The sequence below is a fragment of the Reichenbachiella carrageenanivorans genome, assembly GCF_025639805.1.
GTDB classification, from domain to species: Bacteria; Bacteroidota; Bacteroidia; order Cytophagales; family Cyclobacteriaceae; genus Reichenbachiella; species Reichenbachiella carrageenanivorans.
Genome location: NZ_CP106735.1, coordinates 2,599,804 through 2,619,408 on the forward strand (window position 1 = coordinate 2,599,804; position 19,605 = coordinate 2,619,408).

At 43.7% G+C, this 19,605-nt stretch carries 16 protein-coding genes; 9 read left to right on the forward strand and 7 right to left on the reverse strand.

Features of this window, described 5'->3' with window-relative positions; translation table 11 throughout:
• Positions 1-207: 207 nt before the first annotated feature.
• The 6 genes from N7E81_RS10230 (at position 208) to N7E81_RS10255 (ending at position 7,247) form a co-directional block, all read left to right on the forward strand.
• Entirely contained in the window at positions 208-4,293 is a 4,086-nt protein-coding gene (locus N7E81_RS10230; protein WP_263049493.1) for a GH-E family nuclease, read from the forward strand.
• Positions 4,293-4,781, forward strand: a complete 489-nt coding sequence (locus tag N7E81_RS10235) for an ankyrin repeat domain-containing protein (RefSeq protein ID WP_263049494.1) — start codon at positions 4,293-4,295, stop codon at positions 4,779-4,781. The genes N7E81_RS10230 and N7E81_RS10235 overlap by 1 nt, the downstream gene beginning before the upstream one ends.
• A 98-nt stretch (positions 4,782-4,879) precedes the next feature.
• Positions 4,880-5,509, forward strand: coding sequence for a GH-E family nuclease (locus tag N7E81_RS10240; RefSeq protein ID WP_263049495.1), 630 nt, complete (start codon positions 4,880-4,882; stop codon positions 5,507-5,509).
• 4 nt (positions 5,510-5,513) lie between these two features.
• Positions 5,514-6,026 (forward strand): ankyrin repeat domain-containing protein, encoded by a 513-nt coding sequence (locus N7E81_RS10245; protein ID WP_263049496.1) that lies wholly within the window; start codon positions 5,514-5,516, stop codon positions 6,024-6,026.
• Positions 6,027-6,124: 98 nt separating this feature from the next.
• Complete coding sequence (locus N7E81_RS10250; RefSeq protein WP_263049497.1) at positions 6,125-6,754, forward strand: HNH/ENDO VII family nuclease; 630 nt, start codon at positions 6,125-6,127, stop codon at positions 6,752-6,754.
• A 4-nt stretch (positions 6,755-6,758) separates the two neighbouring features.
• Positions 6,759-7,247 carry an ankyrin repeat domain-containing protein gene (locus N7E81_RS10255; RefSeq protein ID WP_263049498.1) on the forward strand — a complete coding sequence of 163 codons (489 nt, stop codon included), beginning with the start codon at positions 6,759-6,761 and terminating at the stop codon, positions 7,245-7,247.
• Positions 7,248-7,792: 545 nt separating this feature from the next.
• On the opposite strand, the gene N7E81_RS10260 is transcribed toward N7E81_RS10255, so the two are convergent.
• The 6 genes from N7E81_RS10260 to gndA form a co-directional block, all read right to left on the reverse strand.
• Positions 7,793-8,851 carry a polysaccharide lyase family 7 protein gene (locus N7E81_RS10260; protein ID WP_263049499.1) on the reverse strand — a complete coding sequence of 353 codons (1,059 nt, stop codon included), beginning with the start codon at positions 8,849-8,851 and terminating at the stop codon, positions 7,793-7,795.
• Positions 8,852-8,904: 53 nt separating this feature from the next.
• Positions 8,905-9,987 (reverse strand): polysaccharide lyase family 7 protein, encoded by a 1,083-nt coding sequence (locus tag N7E81_RS10265; RefSeq protein ID WP_263049500.1) that lies wholly within the window; start codon positions 9,985-9,987, stop codon positions 8,905-8,907.
• Between the two features lie 103 nt (positions 9,988-10,090).
• Positions 10,091-10,861, reverse strand: a complete 771-nt coding sequence (locus tag N7E81_RS10270) for an SDR family NAD(P)-dependent oxidoreductase (protein WP_263049501.1) — start codon at positions 10,859-10,861, stop codon at positions 10,091-10,093.
• Entirely contained in the window at positions 10,858-11,568 is a 711-nt protein-coding gene (locus tag N7E81_RS10275; RefSeq protein ID WP_263049502.1) for a FadR/GntR family transcriptional regulator, read from the reverse strand. The genes N7E81_RS10270 and N7E81_RS10275 overlap by 4 nt, the downstream gene beginning before the upstream one ends.
• A gap of 71 nt (positions 11,569-11,639) precedes the next feature.
• Positions 11,640-12,917 (reverse strand): Nramp family divalent metal transporter, encoded by a 1,278-nt coding sequence (locus N7E81_RS10280; protein WP_263049503.1) that lies wholly within the window; start codon positions 12,915-12,917, stop codon positions 11,640-11,642.
• A 15-nt stretch (positions 12,918-12,932) separates the two neighbouring features.
• Positions 12,933-14,834: an NADP-dependent phosphogluconate dehydrogenase gene (gene gndA / locus N7E81_RS10285; protein WP_263049504.1), complete on the reverse strand. Its 1,902-nt coding sequence runs from the start codon at positions 14,832-14,834 to the stop codon at positions 12,933-12,935.
• A gap of 458 nt (positions 14,835-15,292) precedes the next feature.
• On the opposite strand from gndA, the gene N7E81_RS10290 reads away from it, so the two are divergent.
• From N7E81_RS10290 to N7E81_RS10300, 3 genes are read left to right on the forward strand one after another with little or no spacing between them, the layout of a single operon-like run.
• A complete protein-coding gene (locus tag N7E81_RS10290; protein ID WP_263049505.1) occupies positions 15,293-16,171 on the forward strand; it encodes a UDP-2,3-diacylglucosamine diphosphatase in 879 nt (292 codons plus the stop codon).
• Between the two features lie 13 nt (positions 16,172-16,184).
• On the forward strand, positions 16,185-17,237 hold the full coding sequence (locus tag N7E81_RS10295) for a glycosyltransferase family protein (protein ID WP_263049506.1): 1,053 nt from the start codon (positions 16,185-16,187) through the stop codon (positions 17,235-17,237).
• A gap of 3 nt (positions 17,238-17,240) precedes the next feature.
• A complete protein-coding gene (locus tag N7E81_RS10300; RefSeq protein ID WP_263049507.1) occupies positions 17,241-18,605 on the forward strand; it encodes a GH1 family beta-glucosidase in 1,365 nt (454 codons plus the stop codon).
• A 28-nt stretch (positions 18,606-18,633) separates the two neighbouring features.
• Here the strand turns inward: N7E81_RS10300 and N7E81_RS10305 are convergent, their stop codons facing one another.
• Positions 18,634-19,605, reverse strand: a complete 972-nt coding sequence (locus N7E81_RS10305) for a mechanosensitive ion channel family protein (RefSeq protein WP_263049508.1) — start codon at positions 19,603-19,605, stop codon at positions 18,634-18,636.

Here is a 19,605-nt window from a genome sequence, read left to right on the forward strand (position 1 = left end):
AGAAATGATTGGGTAGCGTCTGCTTGGTAGTCGCTACCCAATTATCGCCTGGCAGATTTGTCCATGAGATATCTTCACTCGATCTGTCTTCGAAAATGACAAACTATGTGAGGGGGCTTTATATTTTAAAATGAATAGACTAGTTTTAGTTTTTTTAAATCCATATTTCAGGGTTAAACCCAAACCAACCAACCACCAATCTAACCTATGGGGACAGAGATAGCCTATGTAGATGCTATAGAAGACAAGAGAAGGTCTCCCTACGATAGTGAGGAATCGTATGTATCTGCGTCTTGCAAGACGGACGAAGAGCGTAGGATCGTAAGAGAAGTGGCGGCTTTCGATGCCAAGTTTGCTTCGGTGAAGGACAACAGCTTTGAAGCCATTAGAGCAGAGCTAGAGGAGTTAGAAAGTCTCAGTATCAAGCACAAATACAAGCAAGAGCCTGCCCCGCAACCTGCCCAACCGTCTCTGCGAAAAAAGGCACCTAGCCAAAGATCCACAGGGCAGCGGCCAGGGGTCAAACCTAAAAGCCAGCAGCCACCAGGTGTGGCAGACAAAAGTGCACACTTGGCCAAGCTCAAAGACATCACCGAACGACGACGACTCAAGGCGGCGTTCAATAAAGGGATTATGAAATATTATCGTGGGCTGAAAAATAGCCTGCTCACGTCTGCGCCATCCCGCCGTGCCAAGGAGTCGATGCGCACCAAGTTCAAGCGGTTTGACAACAGGATGATGCAAAGCGGCCACGCCTTTGGGTCAGCGCCTTTTGTGTCGGCTCTCAAGGCCGAATTTCCGGGTATCAAATGGGAAATGGCCGTCGAGACCTTCGATGATTCGACATCCGAAGCACCCACGCCTGCAGTAGCCCCTAAGTCACCTGATACAGGTGGGGCAAGTGCTGTGCCTCAAGAAGCGCAGACCCAAGCCGCCGCTCCCATGCCAACGGCCGCCACGCAACCTACCCAAAACCCAGAGATCGATACACCTACCGAAGCCAAGCAGGTCGATCAAAAAAATACAGCACCAGCTGCCGTGGCCACAGGGGTAGGTACTCCTGCTCTAATAAAGAGCTACCTGCAGCAACCCCCGAGTCAGATTATAAATACGGTAAAAACCACTTCTGGGCAAGCAGATAGTGCAATACAGGATGATGCGCAAGCAGCCTTAAAAGGTTTGACTGAGGTCACTGTTGCTAATAACATGCCTTTGGGGGACCGCCCTGCGCCACCCCAAGAAGCATTGAAAATGCCAGATGTCCCTGCGTTTAAAAATGAAAAGGCCAGCCAGCCAGTGGAGGAATTGCTGCAAAAAGAAAAAATACAGCCTGTCAAAGCGATAGAGGACACAGCCGAAGGTGAGGTAAGCGAATGGCCAGCCTTAGATACAGATCTTGGTTCAGCACCGTCATTGTCTTTGTCGGGAGATACCGACCCCGAAAATCTTACGGCGTTTGAATCCCAAGGACAAGCTGCAAGCCTCGAAGCACAGCGTAGAGCCAATAAACTAGCCGCCCAACCCAAAGGGCTGGAGCAAATAGGCGTTAGTGGAGAAGCGCAAAGCATACAGTCTAATGTGGGGGCACCTTCATTAGAGACATTGGATATCAATGTTGATGAAGTCAAAATCACCGTTCCAGAAGTTGAGGCAGCTTTCGACAAAGAGGCAGGAGCATCTGTGGGGCAGCAATTGGCTGAGCAAGAAGCCAAACTCGATGCAGCCAAAGCCCAGCTAGACGCTGGTAGCACAGCAGCCAAACAGGATTTTGAGTCCAAGATGTCTGGAGAGATAGAAGCTGTCGCTCAAAAACAAAAAGAAGCACAGCTCATTGCTCAAAAACAAACAGAGGCGCATCAAGCCAGTTGGCAAGCAGAAAATCAAAAGTTGATAGACGATCATCAACACCAAAGCGAAGCAGCACGCCGTAGTAGCGATCAGCAGATCCATGAGCAAGTCCAGAAAACTGATGCACAAGTCAGTAGTACCCTTGCCAAAGCTCAACAAAAAGCTGATGAGGCAGTCAGCAAGACTCACAAGGAAGTCGAGACTGTATCTAAAGAAACCGAGAAAGACAAAAGCCTCTGGGATCAGGCTACAGATTATGTAGCGTCCGTTTATAACAACCTTAAAGAAGCGGTCAATCACATATTTGATGCCCTCATTCAAGCAGTCAATAGTATCATAGAGATGGCTAAGACTGCTGTGTCTGCCGTGATAGATTTAGGGAAAAAGCTGATTGTAGGTTTTATCAAGACCTTTGGTGAAATCCTCAAAGCAGCCATCAAAGTATTGTTTGCGGCCTTCCCTCGTATAGCCAAGAAATTTGAGACCCTCATCGATGCAGCCATCTCCTATGCGATCTCTGCCGTACAAAAACTGGCCGACCTGCTCAAAGCAGCCATTCAAGCCTTGCTGGATTTTGTTGCCACAGTGATCGTGGCTTATATCCAAGCCTACCAAGCGATCGTCAATATGGTCCTCTCTGCGATAGAGGCTATTGCCAAAGTACTAAAAGCCGCCCTTCAAGGCATCACTCACCTGGTCTTGTCTGCACAGCAGTCACCCAGCCAGTTTTGGGGACAGCTATCCGAGGAGTTGCTGGGGCAGGATGTGACCCGACCACTACCCAATGAGATCATCCCTCCTGCCGTGGAGACCGCTCCCAGTACCAACGAGCTAAAGGATCTGATAGCGTCGAGTCCAGTCTCTGCCAATGACGCCAGTATCCTCCACAAAACATCCTACGAAGCGGGTGATTTCAGTGTAGAGCCGAGCCCAAGTGAAGTCACACTTGATGGAGGACTCATGAGAGACCTCAGCCTATTGGGAGATGGGACACATGAGTTTGGGCACAACGACCAAGACATCCAAGGGCTAAAAGCAGATGCACTGCAACAAGATGATACCACCGCAGAGGTCACGGAGACTACATCGGTCGATACACAGTCTGCCAGTCCTGATCTGGTAGGTCCCTTTCACACGCCGGGCGAACGAGCAACCTTCCTCATCGGTCAGATGAAAGATGGCGTGATGAAGTGGCTGGGCGAAAACAAAGTAGCCATCCTCGCAGGATTGATCGCTGGCATCACAGGAGTGATCCTCGCCAATATACTCACAGGCGGTGCGATCATGGCAGCTTTGCCACTGATCATGCAGCTCATGAGCGCCTACTTCGCCGCAGAGCTGGTCTATCAGGTAGCCAAGCGACTGGGTAGTTATCTTTCTAGCGCATGGCCAGGCAATCTGGTCGAGGGAGCCAAACACCTCGCCAGGGCCTTTGTGATCCTGGCCATCGAACTGCTCATGGCCCTTCTCTTTGGAGCCAAAGGAGCCATGAAAGCCGCCAAGGGAGCTGCCAAAACAGCCAAAGGAGGTAGGAAAAGCGCTCAACAAGCCGTCAAAGCAGGTGCTAAACAATACATCAAGAATCAACAACAAGCAGCACGCAAGCTAGCAGCCGTCTCCCAAGGTGGTGCCCAAGCAGCTATCAAAAACGGGAAGTTCGTGATGAAGGGCGTGAAGAAGAGCACACTCAAAGGCGCCAAATCTATCGACGACCTGACTCAAAAACTCATGAAGCAGCTTCGTTTCAAGAAGTTCCGCTTCACCCTCAAGCAGCGCAGATTCAAACTCGAAGGACAGGTCAACCCCTGGGTACTGCTGGCGAGTGGGAAAATAGAAGATCGAGACATCGATGGCAATGTCGGTGACCTAGTCAAAAAAGCAGACGGTTCAATAGAAGGAGTGATAGTCGGCACACGAGGTAGCAAAGGTGGTCCGAAGGGAGCAAAGAGTGCGTATGTAGATGACCTACAATTGGATGAAGCGAAGGCCATAGATGAATTCGAAGCACTCACGGATAAAAACATGACTGATATCTCCCGTGGTGACAAAATTCGGGGTGGCGCAAAAAGTGAAAGAGTATCTTTAAGGAAGGAAGTCAGAGATGAAATATATAGGAAAGCAAATACTGGTCGTTTAGATGAAAATGGCTATTCTATATATAGAGATATGAAAACCAGAAAGGATATTCCCAACTACGGTACACATTACCCTGACAAAACACCTCTGGGACACGACCACCCCAAAGCAGGGCAACCGGTACCTGAAAACTTGGTAGGTAAACCACGGGCAGATATTGGGCATGCACCAGGTGAGGCCTGGAAAGATAGGTTGGCTCAACACAAAAGGGACGGACTGAGTCGGGAGAAAATTATAGAGTTGGAAAACAATCCTAAGTGGTATGTGTTAGAGGAAAGAAGTTCAAACAGAAGTAGAAAATTAGACTAATGAATCAAGAAAAAGAAGATGAGTTTTTTAGGTCAATATCCAAAAATGACATAGAACAAATTCAGGCGTTACTTAAAGAGGGGTTCAATGTCAACCATATAGATAGGTTTGGAGAAACTCCATTGTTGTTTGCATCAAAGAAGGAAAATTATAATCTCGTAAAATTATTTATATCCAAAGGTGCAGACCTCAATGTCAAGACCAAACCAGGCTATACCGCCTGTCACTTGGCTGCTATGAGCAACAACCTAGAGGCCTTAAAGCTCCTGATAGAAAACGGCGCAGACAAGGATATCCGTGATCCGTATGGGAATACGTTATTAGGTACGGCCGTTGCAAGTTACAGAGATGATGATTCGATTGTAAAATACTTATTGAGCCTAGGAATGGATCCAACCATTGAAAATAATTATGGCAACAGTGTGCTAGTTGATTTTGACATGCCAAAGAACGAATCCATTCGCTATTTGTTTGAAAAGTGGCTGTAGATAGCCTCTGAGCAAGCAGCTCCCCCTACTGCAAATTCCGCTTCACCCTCAAGCAGCGCAGATTCAAACTCGAAGGACAGGTCAACCCCTGGGTACTGTTGGCGGATGGAAAAATAGAAGATCGAGACATCGATGGCAATGTCGGTGACCTAGTCAAAAAAGCAGACGGTTCAATAGAAGGAGTGATAGTCGGCACACGAGGTAGCAAAGGTGGTCCAAAGGGAGCGAAGAGTGCGTATGTAGATGACCTACAATTGGATGAAGCGAAGGCCATAGATGAATTTGAAGCACTCACGGATAAAGGCATGACTGATATCTCCCGTGGTGACAAAATTCGGGGTGGCGCAAAAAGTGAAAGAGTATCTTTGAGGAAAGAGATTCGAGACGAAATATTTGCTCGGGCAAAAACGAATAGAAAGGATGCTAACGAGTATCCGATTTACTTTGACGAAAAAGCTCAGATTGACATTCCCAACTACGGTACACATTACCCTGACAAAACACCTCTTGGACACGACCACCCCAAAGCAGGGCAACCGGTACCTGAAAACTTGGTAGGTAAACCACGGGCAGATATTGGGCATGCACCAGGTGAGGCCTGGAAAGATAGGTTGCAAAATCATAAAAAAGAAGGCCTTACAAGAGAAGAGATAATTGAAGAAGAAAACAATCCCCTATTATATATTCTCGAAGAAAGAAGTTCAAATAGAAGTAGAAAATTAGATTAGACTTATGAAATGGAATACTGAAGACCTCTTTGACGCTTCTTTAAGAGGAGAGGTTCAAAACGTAAAACAAATTTTGAATACGGGAGTAAATCCAGATGCCATGGGAAGTACTGGTCTATACCCTATCCATGCTACGATTACTTTATACAAAAAGTCAAACGAGAAAAAAAAACTACTACTTGAAATATTAAAAATTTTGATTAGCCACGGTGCAGACCTCAATGTCAAGACCAAACCAGGCTATACCGCCTGTCACTTGGCTGCTATGAGCAACAACCTAGAGGCCTTAAAGCTCCTGATAGAAAACGGCGCTGATAAGGACATTCGTGACCCGTATGGGAATACGCTGCTAACTACGGCAGTTGCAAGTTTTGATGGTGACGATTCAATTGTGAAATATCTACTGGATCTGGGAATGGATCCATTGGTAGAAAACAACAGAGGGAACAATTTGCTCAACGGTCTAGATATGCCGCGTAAAGATCCAATTCGCCATTTGTTTGAAAAGTGGCTGTAGATAGCCTCTGAGCAAGCAGCTCCCCCTACTGCAAATTCCGCTTCACCCTCAAGCAGCGCAGATTCAAACTCGAAGGACAGGTCAATCCCTGGGTACTGTTGGCGGATGGAAAAATAGAAGATCGAGACATCGATGGCAATGTCGGTGACCTAGTCAAAAAAGCAGACGGTTCAATAGAAGGAGTGATAGTCGGCACACGAGGTAGCAAAGGTGGTCCGAAAGGAACAAAGAGTGCGTATGTAGATGACCTACAATTGGATGAAGCGAAGGCCATAGATGAATTTGAAGCACTCACGGATAAAAACATGACTGATATCTCCCGTGGTGACAAAATTCGGGGTGGCGCAAAAAGTGAAAGAGTATCTTTGAGGAAAGAGATTCGAGACGAAATATTTGCTCGGGCAAAAACGAATAGAAAGGATGCTAACGAGTATCCGATTTACTTTGACGAAAAAGCTCAGATTGATATTCCCAACTACGGTACACATTACCCTGACAAAACACCTCTGGGACACGACCACCCCAAAGCAGGGCAACCAGTACCTGAAAACTTGGTAGGTAAACCACGGGCAGATATTGGGCATGCACCGGGACAGTCATGGAAAGAAAGACATGAGATGCATATTGAAAAAGGATTGACAAGGAAAAAGGTTATAGAGTTAGAGAATGATCCGAAATGGTATGTACTAGAGGAAAGGAGTTCGAATAGGAGTAGAAAATTAGATTAACAAAATGAAAAATTTAACTGATCAACTTTACACCTCAGTTGTTAGAAACGAGCTTAAAAAAGCTAAAAACTTAATCGCTCAAGGTGGTGAAATTAACGTTTTCTTGGATAGAACTGGTCAATATATGATTCATAGTCCGACACAAGATGGTAATACTGAAATGCTCCAATTACTAATCTCCCACGGTGCAGACCTCAATGTCAAGACCAAACCAGGCTTTACCGCCTGTCACTTGGCTGCTATGAGCAACAACCTAGAGGCCTTAAAGCTCCTGATAGAAAACGGCGCTGATAAGGACATTCGTGATCCGTATGGGAATACGCTGCTAACTACGGCAGTTGCAAGTTTTGATGGTGACGATTCAATTGTGAAATATCTACTGGACCTGGGAATGGATCCATTGGCAGAAAACAACAGAGGGAACAATTTGCTCAACGGTCTAGATATGCCGCGTAAAGATCCAATTCGCCATTTGTTTGAAAAGTGGCTGTAGATAGCCTCTGAGCAAGCAGCTCCCCTACCGCAAATTCCGCTTCACCCTCAAGCAGCGCAGATTCAAACTCGAAGGACAGGTCAACCCCTGGGCACTGCTAGCGGGTGGGGAGGTTACACATGTAGACGATGCAGACACTATTGGTAAAAAAGTTGGAGATACTATTCCTATTGGTAGAGATAGCGGAACAATTTTATTTGTCGCGCTTTTGCAAAGCGCGACAAATCTAAGTGAGCATTTGTGATGCGATCAAATCTGACAACCCTGCATAACTCTTTGGTACTACTATCTATAGTGCTCTGGCTCATACACATCCCCTTCTTCTACGGGGTTCAGACGCAGGCTTTATATTTTTTGGACATAAACACAAGATCGAAGCTGCGTAAGCGTATTACAAATACTTTAGGAGATCAGCACGCTTTGCTAAAGCACGCCAGTGAGAGGTATTATGCGAAAATGGTCATTATACAAAATAGCCAAGAAGGTATAATCGCTTAATCCTTCTTGGCTATTACTCCAATCAAGTTAGTATTGATGCTTTGAAGCTACTCCGTAGGTGCTGTGCCAGGCCCTACAGTCGCTGATTTAAACCATACTTCGGTATAGCATCCATTGGCATATTGTTTGGCTATGTCACCGCCGTATGTTTCTGACCCAGTACTCCACACCATATTGTCTTTGGGGTCTTTTCCGTTGGTCTGGTTGTATGCACCTTGCTTAAAGTACTGAATCTCTCCAGCGTAAGCATTTTTACGCTCTGTACCATCTCGACCTATCGATGCATACAAAGTCAAGATTTGTTGGGGGATTTTATCATAAGTAGAGAAGTCAGATTTTAGCAAATTCTTTGTGAACTTTACCGTTTCGTGGCCCTCACTGGTAAACGTGAGGTACATGATGCCTTGATATACGTTTACTTCATAGCTAAATTCTTCTCCTATTGCAATACCTTCTTTAGGCTCTGCAGGGTAGGTAGAGGGGCTTGACCCAACTACGGACATGTCATCACCCCAAACCGCTGTGGAATAATCCCATCTTTTTGAATTGTCCCCTTCAGTGTTGATTTCATAATTCCAAAAAACAGAGCCTTTCGTGTGACCAGGAAATTTTTTGTAGAAGATTTTTAAAGGCTCATTTTCATGCCCTTCATCACTATGGATTTGCCCAACGACGACCGAGTACGAAGCAGCCACTCTTGCATCACCAGACGTAGATACATGAGCCACTTTTAGCGTGCCTGTCAACTTGCCACCAGTCTCAGGTACCCAATGTTTTATTTGGCCTAATTCTGTTCTGGTGTTGCTTGAAGTTCGTGAGGTTACGCCCGAGTTGGGTGTTTTATATACGACCCAATCCGTTGTTCCATCATTGGCAACGTAAAAGAATTCTTTATCCTCATAATTGACCAATTGATTGGTGCTGGTACCATCACCCAGAAGGATTTTCCATTTGTCCATAAACGGAATAACATCACTTGGGTAAGTGATTTTATCAGTGTCTTTAGTCGTAGATTCTTTAGAAGTAGTAGCACAACTATTGAGTGATACTATAAAACCAATTATTAAAACTGATTGAAATATTAATTTAGCTGTTTTTGTATCCATTGTATTTTTATTTAGCCCTTGTTGATTGGAATAATTATTTTCTATTGGTTCGACTAATCATTTTTAGTGAAATAGCCTTGATTAGATACAGCACCATCACTTACCGATATACTTGCCGTTTTAAACCAAACTTCCGCATAGTTTCCGTCTTCATATTGTTTTTTGATGTCGCCATCATGCGTTTCTGCACCAGAGCACCAGTTCTTATTTACATCTGGGGACTTCCCATTGGTTTGGTTGTATGCGCCCAACTTAAAAAAGAGACCCTCGCCAGTATATGCTTGCTCACGCTCTACACCGTCTTGCCCAATGGGCAAGAATAGATCCTGTGTTTGCTTTGGCATATCTGCGGTTGTTGCATATTCGGATACGATCAAGTTTTTTGTGAATGTTTTGGTTTCATGTCCTTCACTTGTAAATTTTAAGTTCATTATACCATCCTTTACCACGATCTCATAGCTAAATTCCTCACCCAAAGCAATGCCCTCAGTCGGTTCTTCGGGGTAGGTGTCTGCTTCGCTACCTACTACAGAAAAGTCATGACCCCAAACCGCCGTGGAATAATCCCACCTTCCAGTGTTGTCATCGCCTGCGGTATTGATTTCATAATGCCAAAACACTGAACCTTTCGTATGGCCAGGAAATTTCTTATAGAAGATTTTAAGCGGTTCGTTCTCATGTCCGTCGGCACTATGGATCTGGCCAACGACTACAGCATGTGTCGAGGCTACCCGAGCATCACCTGTAGCCGATACATTCATTACTTTGAGCGTAGCCGTCAATTTATCGTCAGCAGTTGCTGGATACCATTTTTTCAATTGGGCCAATTCGCTTCTTGTATTGTTGGAGGTGCCATGTGTATCCCCTGCATTGGGTGATTTATAAACGACCCAATCTTCTTCGCCATCCTTTACCGTATAAAAGAAATCTTCATGTTCATAATTATTGGCTATCCCAGCATTTGAACCATCCCCTAAAATCAAATTCCAATGATTGAAAAACGGGATCACGTTACTTGCGTAAACGGTTTGTGGAACTTGCTCTTTACTTGCTTCTTTCGCTTTATTCGAACAGCTATTTAGTGAGAGCAACACACCTAAGCTCAATAGGAGTGGTAATGATTTGATGTTTTTCATATTCATTTAATCTATATGGAAGATGTTTGTTTAGTGAATTCAATGCTTGGATTTGCCTCGTTCTCTATTGTTTTTGAACCGTGGAAACCAATGAGGCGAGAAACTACATGTTGTAGACGCCCCCATTGATATCGAGCGTGGCACCGGTAATAAAGCCGTCGTATTCAGACGCTAGGTATAGCACGGCGCGTGCTACATCATCTGCATGGCCTGCTCGCTGTATCGGTATCCCGGCCGTAGTAGCGGCCGCTGATTCTTTGGACGTATGCGTGTTGTGAAATGAGGTGCCAAGGATAAGTCCAGGAGCCACCGCATTGACCCTTGTGCCCTGAGGACCCAATTCTGAAGAAAGCGCTCTTGTAAAAGTAAGGATAGCCCCTTTGCTAGTAGAATACACCAATGATCCAGGATGCCCTCCTTTTCGACCCGCAAGTGATGCCAAATTGACTATGCTGCTATTTTCATTTTTGGCTAAATGTGGAGCTGCGGCTCTTGTTACAAACATCATGGAGGTGAGATTGATGTCCATCACCTTATGCCAAAACTCAGCTTCCATTTCGTTGAGCATTTTACGTGCGACCAGCGAGCCTGCATTGTTGATCAGGATGTCCATACCACCTAGGGCTTCTATTGTTTTATCAACCATGGCTGTGGCATCGGCTTCTTTTGTCAAGTCGCCACTTATGGCGATCGCATTTTGCCCTTTGCTCGCGGCATATTCTACCAGTTGGTTGGCGGTGTCACTGCTCGAAAAATAATGAATAGCTACATCGGCTCCACTATCGATAAAGTGCCTGGTTATAGATTCGCCGATTCCTTGAGCACCAGCGGTAATGAGGACTTTTTTTCCGGTAATCTTATTGTTGTTTTTCATATTATTCCTTTTTGGTCTTCTAAATATTTTGATAATTTGATGAAGTGTACATTCATCATTTTGGTAGCAAGTGTTGGGTCACTAGATGCAATGGCTTTATACACATCTTCATGTTTTTTGATTTCGGTAATTACTTGATCCCCCTCACAAACGGTGTCTCTTTCGTAGGTGGAGAGAATAGGCGGAGTCAATAAAAGCATCAGTGAGACCATCGTGCTGTTTTTACTAGCTTTTGCAATGGCTAAATGAAACAGCAGGTCTTCCTCTAAGTAATCTTTCCCTTGTGTGATTTTGGCCTTGAAGGCCTCAAGTGCCTCACGCATCTTTTTTAGATCTGTCTCTGACCGTCGTTGAGCGGCCAACGAAACCATCTTCAACTCCAAGGATATTCGAGTTTCTACAAGCTCACTAAAAGAAGGCGCATCTAGGGAAACAATTTCATCTATTATGCCATTGAACCCGGTGAGGCCAATGGCCAGAATGGTACCGCTTTGAGAAACTGATTTTATGACGCCATAAAACTCCAATTTTCTAATGGCCTCTCTTATATGGTTTCTTTTTACCCCAAACTTTTCAGACATGATCCTTTCAGAAGGCAATTTGTCTCCACGTTCTAAATGCTTAGCGTTAATCAAATCTCGAATATTACAGATGACTTCATTCTGCAGGATTCTTTTCGCATCTTTTTCGATCAAACTTATCTTCACTACAATTGATACTTTAAAGTGGGTATTACAGTGTTATGACACTTACTAATCATATGACTTGCTCTCTTCTGCTATTGAAAATACCCCATCAGTGCGATGGTGCCATTGTATGAGATCACCAGCGAAAAGAACAGGGCAGCATACATCCCGATGTACACGCCTAGACTTGTTTTATAATCTTTCATTACTTTTTTATTACTCAGCATGAGTATGATGCCAAGTATGACTATGGGCAACACAAAGACGTTGAAAACTTGGGAGAGTATTTGGATTTGTATGGGGTTGGCACCAAATGCAGGCCCGATCAAGGCCACTAGGCAAGCTATGGCTGTGATGATGCGAAACTGTTTTGAACTGGTATCTAAAGTGCCCGATTGATAATCCGCAACTAACAACGGGGCGATCAATAGACAAGGGAAAATGGATGATAAGCCAGCACTCAAGGCACCACAAAAGAAAATCGTAACGGCCCACTTACCGGCCACTGGCTCCAGGGTACTGGCCATATCTATTACTTGAGTTACTTTCTTCCCTTCGTAAAACAATGCACCAGCAGCGACGGCCATGATCACACCACTGATCACAAATATCAGAACGGCTGCCGTAATGGAGTCCTTTTTTTGTTGATCCAAATTGGCGATAGTCCATCCCTTGCCTTGTATAAATAATGGACGAGACAAAAATGTAGCGGCCGCCATGGTGGTGCCCACAAAGGCAGCGACCAACATTTTGCCACCAGGCACATCTGGAATCGTAGGGATCAATCCTTTCACTACATCTATGCCATGTGGCTGTACGAAAAAGAATGAAATAATAAAAGACAAGCCCATGAAGCTGACAAATACCACAAGTATCTTCTCGAAAAAGGTGTACTTGCCCACTAGCATCAACAGGTAAAAGGTCACTATGATCGTAATAGCAACACTTAATATGATTTCATATTTATAAGGTGTTAACCCCGAGAAATTGAGCGCTAATATTTCAAATATGATATTGGATGAGATGCCTAATATCCCCATTAAGGAATTCCATTGGCCAAATGAAATGCCTAGAATAATTAAGATGGCGATAAGCTTGCCGAATTTTAGATGTTTTTTAAAACCATATAGGGCTGTTTCTCCCGTCACTAAGGCATAGTTGCCATAGGCAAACATGAGAATGCCAGAAAACAAACAGCTTAGAAAAAGTACCCATAGCAATTGCATACCAAACGTACTGCCCGCGACAATCATGGAAGTGACACTACCTGTGCCTATGGTGTAGCCTATGGCAAAAATACCAGGGCCAAATCCCAAGATTATTGAAATAATCTTTTTTAACAATGACTTCTTATTGTCCGATGCTGTCATGCGTCTATGGTTTAGTTAGTTGTTGATCCAATCTGTGTGATAGAACTTATTGGTGTGGTCATCATTTCTTTGGTAGGTATGTGCGCCAAAGTAATCGCGTTGTGCCTGCAATAAATTTGCTGATGAATTTGCAACCGAGAAGCTGTTTAAAAAGCTAATCGATTCAATAAGGTTCGGAGCAGCCACCTCATTGAGTATACACTGTGAAGTCACTTTCTGGGCGCTTGGTTTCAAAGCTTTGATTCTTTGAATGATTTCATCATTTTTCAATAAGTTGTCTGACACTTTGAAAATGGAGACCAATTCCATCATAAAGTCTGATCGAATAATACAGCCGTTGGTCCATATCCTGGACAACTCGCTTAAGTTCAATCCCCAATTATTGCTCAGGGATGCTTCTTGGATCAGTTTAAAGCCTTGGTAGTGATTCATTAATCTGGCAAAATGATAGGCTTCCAAGAGCTCTTCAGCACTGAAATTCAGGTTTGGGGTGTTGTTTGGTGCAAAATTTCTATTGGCCTCTATGCGTTCTTCTTTATAAAATGAGGTGTATCGTGCGAATAGTGCCGAAGTAATCATGGTACTTGGCACTCCGAGTTGAGTAGATGATATGGTAGTCCAGTTGCCCGTGCCTTTATTTCCAGCTTTGTCCATGATGCGATTCACTAACCAGTCGTTGCCTTCCTTTTTTCTAAGGATATCAATAGTGATTTCTAATAAATAACTATTGGTAGTTGCTTTCCAAGACGCTAAAATATCGGCGATTTGGTCTGGGTTATGACCCTTTGCTTTTAGGATAGTGAAGACTTCTGCCAACAGTTGCATTTCTACATACTCAATCCCATTGTGTACCATTTTTACAAAATGGCCACTGCCTTCTGTACCGATGAAAGTACAACAAGGTAAGTCATTGGCATCTTTGGCTGCTATCGTTTCCAGATAGGGCTGCACTTCTTTATAAGCTTCCAGGTCGCCACCCGGCATGATAGAGGGGCCTTTCAAGGCTCCTTCTTCTCCACCCGAAACTCCTGTCCCTACGAATCGAATGTTTTTGGATGCTAAATAGTCAAATCTTTTCTTCGTATCATTAAAGTTCGAATTGCCCCCGTCTATGATAATGTCTCCATTCTCTAAAAAAGGCAAAAGGTCTTCAATCACACCATCTACAGTCTTACCAGCATTCACCATCAACATAACCTTTCGAGGCTTTTGGAGTGAATTGACGAAAAGTGCTACATCGTCAAATGCAAGGGCGGTTGATAACTCTTCAAACTCATCTTTGAAGTTTTTAGCCACATCTTCTTCTTGGCCATCCACGTGTCTATTGAATAGAGAAATATCAAATCCTTTGCTTGCAAGATTTCTGGCGAGGCTTTTACCCATCACCCCCAAGCCAAACAAACCAAACGCTGACTTTTCTGACAATTGTTTACTTATCACTTCTACCATTTTTTTAGGAGTTAAACTTATATCTACATTAATCGCATACTTGGGGGCTTCCAAAATGTCAAACTGAGACTGGAGCAAATCTGAACTCATAAAATGCCCACTACGATTATTTATTCTCTTTTTGATTTGCTCAAATGAACCGTTTAAGAATATCCACTTCGAATACGCTTCAATGTTTTTGCTCAATATTTCCCGATAGCTTTCTTTCAGTGCTGAGCATACCATCACACAGCCTTTGTTTTGTGATGCTTCGAAGGCGATTTGATTCAAAGACTGTAGCCATCCGAATCTGTCGTCGTCATTGAGGGATTTCCCCTGCGACATTTTTTGGATATTTTGCTCAGGGTGGTAATCATCACCATCAAAAAACGGAATGTTGAGCGTTTCTGCTAGTAGGCTTCCAATCGTGCTTTTCCCAACACCCGAAACGCCCATGAGAAATATGATATGCGGTTTTATTTGATTCATAATATTTGGGCACCCAATCTGGGCACCCAAATATAGAATTAATTATTGACTTTGCATTCTTTTTTCGTAAAAGTCTAATAATCAACCCCCACAACAGCATAAGAGACTGTATAATAGGGCACGACAAACGGGCAATGATTAATGAAACATCGATAATAGAAGCCTTAAAACCCCTCTTCGTAAAACTATGATAATATAACGCTTCAATCCTTAATAAAATGGTAGTTGTCTGACAATCAGTAGGTAACAATTTTACGCTTTTATTGCAAAAAGCATGTTATGATTTCTACACAACTAAAACCGACGATGTCCTTACCAAGTGCGGGCATGTCTTTCAGTTTTAAAAGACCAAAAACTAGGGTGTTCAACGTCATGCAACATTTCGTAGAAGTGTTGACTTTAAATATTCTTTTAAACTTGATAAGGCCTTTGCATTCTCCATTCAAAACCAAATGAAGATGCGACCCAAGAAGCTGAGAAAGAGAAAAGTAGATATACTGGTCTTATCGGATATACACCTAGGTACTTACGGATGCAGAGCCAAAGAACTGCTCAACTACCTACGAAGTGTTTCTCCCAAGCAAGTCATCCTTAATGGAGATATTATTGATATCTGGCAATTCAGTAAGCGCTATTGGCCCAAGAGCCACATGAAGGTGGTTAGCCATTTGTTTAAATGGATGTCTAAAGGTGTGAAAATGCACTACATCACAGGTAATCATGACGAAATGTTGCGAAAATTCGAAGGCTTCAAAGTGGGTTCTTTTCGGCTACAAAACAAACTAGTCCTAGACTTGGATGGAGAAAAAGTATGGGTGTTTCATGGCGACGTATTCGACGTGACTATGCAACACTCTCGATGGTTGACTAAGCTTGGAGCTATTGGTTATGATACTTTGATTCTTATCAATCAAGTGGTCAATGCCATTAGTGAGTTTTTTGGGAAAGGCCGAATTTCATTATCCAAAAAAGTAAAAAACAGCGTAAAAGGAGCCGTCAAATTCATCAACAAATTTGAGGAAACCGCCACGACAATAGCTGCCGAAAATGGCTACAAATATGTAATGTGCGGGCATATACACCATCCAGAAATTAAAGCATACGAGACCGAACATGGACAGGTGACTTATCTCAACTCTGGGGATTGGATCGAAAACTTGTCCTCTCTAGAGTACAATAAAGGAGAATGGACGATTTATAAGTACAGAGATGAAGAGTATGCGCATCATGCCGCAGATGATACGCATCACGAGCAAGACTATATGTCTGATGCTACACCCAAAGAGCTGTATGGTAGGATGCTACAGGAGATGCTGATCGTGGCACCCAAAAACTGAAAATACTAAGGAAATGAAAATATTGTATGCGATACAAGGTACTGGCAATGGTCACTTGAGCCGTGCCAAGGATGTGATCCCAGCATTGATGAAACGTGCACAAGTGGATATATTGATCAGCGGGGTACAGGCTGATATTGATCTCCCGTTTCCAGTAAAGTATAAATACAAAGGCCTCAGTTTTATTTTTGGAAAAAGTGGAGGTGTGGATATGATGGCTACTTACAAAGCCAACCGTGTGAGAAGAGTCTGGAACGAAATCAAAAGCTGTCCAGTCAAAGACTATGATTTGGTTATCAATGACTTTGAGCCAATCTCGGCTTGGGCTTGTCGTTTGAAGGGCGTGAAGTGCATCGGGCTGAGTCACCAGAGTGCTCTGCGCTCCAAGAAGGTACCCGTACCCACTCATAGCGACCCGATGGGCTGGGCCGTGCTCAAATTTTATGCACCGTGCAATAGCTACTATAGCTTTCACTTTAGAAAATACGATGACCAGATTTTTACTCCAATCATTAGAACAGAGATTAGAGAACAAGAGATGTCTGACGAAGGACACTATACCGTATATCTGCCCGCTTATGGGGACAAGAAACTCATCAAGGTACTATCTGAAGTGAAAAATGCAGAATGGCAAGTATTTTCTAAGCATACCAAAGAGGCCTATGAGGTAGGCAACGTGAAAATAGAGCCGATCCATGCCGAGCGATTTAGTAAGAGCATGGCATCTGCTACGGGCGTGCTTTGTGGTGCTGGTTTTGAGACACCAGCAGAAGCCTTGTACCTCAATAAGAAACTACTGGTGATTCCGATGAAGCGTCAGTACGAGCAACATTTCAACGCAGAGGGACTCAAAGATTTGGGAGTACCCGTGTTGAAAAAACTAAATAAGAAAAACGCAAAAAATATCAAAAAGTGGGTAAAGTCGGATCAGCACGTACCTGTGCACTACCCCGACGAAACACAATTCATCATTGACAAAGTGCTGGAAGCGCACATTCAGTCTGAACTGACACCTGTAGTAACTAAACCCAGCTTTTTTTCCTTTTTAAAATTGAAATTATCCTAACGAGTGGCATATTCTAAATTTGATTTTGGTGAAGACTTTCATTGGGGAGTCTCTACTGCCGCGTACCAGATTGAAGGTGCGCATAATATTCACGGCAAGGGCATGTCTATTTGGGACAAATTCGTGCAAAACAGTGCTAAAATAAAAGACGGTTCACATGCCAATGTAGGATGCAATTTTTACGAACATATAGAAAAGGATCTCGACCTCATACAGGCTCTACAAATCCCTAATTATCGATTTTCTATAGCTTGGTCTAGGGTATTGCCCAATGGTATTGGAGAAGTGAATCAAGCCGGAATCGATTTTTATAACAGGCTGATAGATGGCTGTCTAGAGCGGAATATTATCCCTTGGATCACACTCTATCATTGGGATTTGCCACAGGCGCTCGAAGACCAAGGAGGATGGACCAATAGAGAAATACTCAATTGGTTTGAAGAATTTGCCACACTTTGTGCTCGTAGTTTTGGTGATCGAGTTTCCAATTGGATGGTACTCAACGAGCCGATGGTTTTTACTGGGGCGGGTTATTTCTTAGGCTATCATGCACCAGGAAGAAAGGGGATGAGCAATTTTTTATCGGCTATGCACCATGCTACACTTTGCCAGAGCCTAGGCGCTCGAATCCTTCGCAACGAACTAGAAGATGCGCGTATAGGCACTACTTTTTCGTGCTCGCATGTAGATCCTTTTTCCAAAGACGAAAAGGATGTGACGGCGGCCAAACGTTTTGATGCCCTGCTCAATCGTTTGTTTATAGAGCCCGCTTTAGGGTTGGGGTACCCGCTGCAGGATTTGCCTATCGCTCAACGCGTAGAAAAGTACATGATGCAGCACGACGAGAGTTTAATGCATTTTGATTTCGACTTTATAGGTGTACAGAATTATACCCGCGAGGTGGTAAAGTACAATTGGATGATCCCTTATATGAAAGGGCAAATCGTGAATGCAGATGAGCGAAACGTGCCATTGACGACGATGAACTGGGAGGTTTACCCTAAATCGATCTATTATATGCTTAAAAAATTTAATAGTTACGAAGGGATAAAGGAGCTTATTGTCACTGAAAATGGTGTAGCCTTTCCTGAAAAGGTCATAGATGGCAGAGTGAAAGATTTGGATCGAATCCAATTTATTCAGTCATACCTCCATCAAGTGCTCAAGGCACAGAAGGAGGGAGTCAACGTGACGGGCTACTTCTTATGGACGCTGCTCGACAACTTCGAATGGGCCGAAGGGTACACGCAACGATTCGGATTGATACATACCAATTTTGAGACTCAAGAGCGGATCATCAAGGATTCAGGACATTGGTATAAGCGGTTTCTGCAATCGGCCAGAGTGCGCAATTTGGTAGAGCAGTAAATATAGGCTTGCGCCAATTGTTGCGCGCTTAGTTAGGCTTGATTAGACCTTCTTCTAAAAGCTCTTTAATGACGATCTCAGTCATTTCACTTTTGAATTTGAACTCGTCACGGATCTCTAGTACATAGGCTTTGATCTTCATTTTAAATAAAGGGCCTTTTGGATGTAGCTCGTTGGAAAAGACGACCACTATGGGTTTATTTAAAAATACATACTTGGAAACTTGAGCTGCTTGTGTGGCTATGGCTCTGGCTCGGGTAGTGTCTACATCTATCGGAAGGTAGATTTCTGATACTACTTGACAGTTGGCTTCTCCAGCATTGGCATTGGCTACCGATCGATTCATGATTTCCCCATTAGGGATTGTTACGAGGTTGTCGTCTGGGGTGACAATGCGAGTAGAGCGCAGGCCAATTTCTACTACTTCACCATATGTATCACCTACCTGTATTTTATCGCCAGAGTTGAACGGACGATCAAATAGAATCATAATACCACCAAAGATGTTTTTGAGTATGTCTTGAGAGGCAAAACCTACGGCTACGCCAATAGATGCGGAGAAAGCCAATACAGTGGCTGTAGGAGGCTGGTATATGCCTGCCACGATCAAAAAAATCACAATCACCCAGCCCATGATTTTGACTACTGGGGTGAGGCTTTTTATCGTGATACGGTGCTTGATGCTCTGCTCGGCGAATATTTCCAGAATGTGTGAAATGAACCGAATAGCAAAATATCCTACTAGAATAAAAATCAAACTCCAAAACAGTTTGGACATAGAAATCAATTTGGCTACTGGCGGTGGTTTGGTCAGGTCTACTTTGTCCTTTTTATTGGCCGCATCAGCTTTGTCCATGGCTACGATCGTCGAGTCCAATACCTGACTAGGGTTGGCCTTGGAAGTCTTAGTAGAATCGGCCTTTGGTTGTGCTTGCTGTTGTTGTGCGATCGCGAATGACGACAGCAAGAGCACAAAGCCTATGAGTAGTAGCTTTTTCAT